This is a genomic window from Streptomyces sp. NPDC097981 (genome assembly GCF_040302565.1).
In the GTDB taxonomy this organism is placed as follows: domain Bacteria; phylum Actinomycetota; class Actinomycetes; order Streptomycetales; family Streptomycetaceae; genus Streptomyces.
The window spans coordinates 1-1,705 of record NZ_JBEORW010000173.1 but is presented as its reverse complement, the minus strand read 5'-3'; the positions used below and the strand labels follow the sequence as shown (position 1 = coordinate 1,705).

1 protein-coding gene is annotated in these 1,705 nt (G+C 73.1%); it reads left to right on the top strand.

Annotated features, from left to right (window positions below; genetic code table 11):
- On the top strand, nucleotides 1-1,705 hold a 1,705-nt coding region (locus ABTY04_RS40860; RefSeq protein ID WP_352218497.1), incomplete at both ends, for a SpnB-like Rossmann fold domain-containing protein.

Here is a 1,705-nt window from a genome sequence, read left to right as displayed (position 1 = left end):
GCCCCCGTCCTGCGGAGCGGCCGACCCGAGGCCGAGAGCCTCGTCACCGCCCTCGCACAGGCACACGCCCACGGCGTCACCGTCGACTGGACCGCTTGCTTCGAAGGCACCGGCGCCCGGCGCGTCGACCTCCCGACGTACGCCTTCCAGCGCCGTCGGTTCTGGCCCAACGCGGCTGCGTTCGCCGCCGGGGACCCGGAGTCGATCGGGCTCGGTGACGCCGGGCACCCGCTGCTGGGTGCGGCGGTGACGCTCGCCGACTCGGATGGGGTCCTCCTCGCCGGCCGGCTGTCTCTCGACACCCACCCCTGGATCGCCGATCACACGATCCACGGCAGCGTGCTGCTGCCCGGTACGGCCTTCGTCGACCTGGCGATCCGTGCCGGCGACGAGGTCGGCTGCGATGTGGTGGAGGAGCTGACGCTGGAGGCGCCGCTCGTCCTGCCCGAGCGCGGTGCGGTCCAGCTCCAGCTGGTCGTCGAGGCGCCCACGGAGCCCGGCCGTCGCCCGTTCGCCGTGTACTCGCGTCGCCGCGACGCCCTCGCCGAGGAGTCCTGGACGCGTCACGGATCCGGTGTGCTGGCGGCCGGCGCCCGGCCGGAGGCCGCGCAGGGGTTCGGTGAGCTGGCCGAGTGGCCGCCGTCCGGCGCCGTACCCGTCGCCATCGACGGGCTGTACGGGGACCTGGCCCAGGGCGGAGTCTCGTACGGGCCGCTGTTCCAGGGCCTGAAGGCGGCCTGGCGACGCGGTGACGAGCTGTTCACCGAGGTGACGCTGCCCGAGGGCGAGCAGCGGGAAGCGGCCAGGTTCGGGCTGCACCCGGCGCTGCTCGACGCGGGCCTGCACGCGATCGGCCACGGCGACACCGCCGAGCAGGACGCTTCCGGTGCGCTGCTGCCGTTCTCGTGGGCCGGCGTTTCCCTCTACGCCGTGGGCGCCGCTTCGCTGCGCATGCGCCTGACGCCGCACTCCGCGAACGACCGGCACACCCTGGCGCTGCTGGTCGCGGATGAGACCGGGCGTCCGGTGGCGTCCGTGGAGTCGCTGACCCTGCGTCCCGCCTCGGCGGACCAGGTCAACGCGGCCGACGGCGCGCACCTGGAGTCGCTGTTCCGCGTCGAATGGGTACCGGCGACGACCGTGCCGGTCGCTCCCGCGGAGCTGCGGTGGGCGGTGCTGGGCCGGGATGAGATCGGCCTGCGCGGCGCGGGTGCCGAGGTCTCGGAGTACGCCGACGTGGCCGCCTTCGCCACGGCGCTGGCGGCGGGTGAGCCGGTACCGGACGCCGTCTTCGTGCTGCCGTTCGCCGAGGTGCGGGGTGACGAAGACACGGCGGGCGCCGTTCACACGGCGGTGAATGCCGCGCTGGCGTTCGTGCGGGAGTGGCTGGCGGATGAGCGTTTCGCCGGGACGCGGTTGGTGTGGCTGACGTCGGGTGCGGTGGCGGTTGGGGCCGGTTCGGGTGTCCGGGATCTTCCGGGTAGTGCGGTGCGGGGTCTGTTGCGTTCCGCGCAGTCGGAGAATCCGGGTCAGCTGGTGATGCTGGATCTGGATCTGGATCTGGATCTGGATCTGGATGCGGATGCGGATTCGGATTCGGGTGCGGGTCTGGGTGCGGGTCTGGGTGCGGTGTCGGTGTCGGTGATTGCTGCTGCGCTGGCGACGGGTGAGCCGGAGTTGGCGGTTCGTGCGGGTGTGGTGAGTG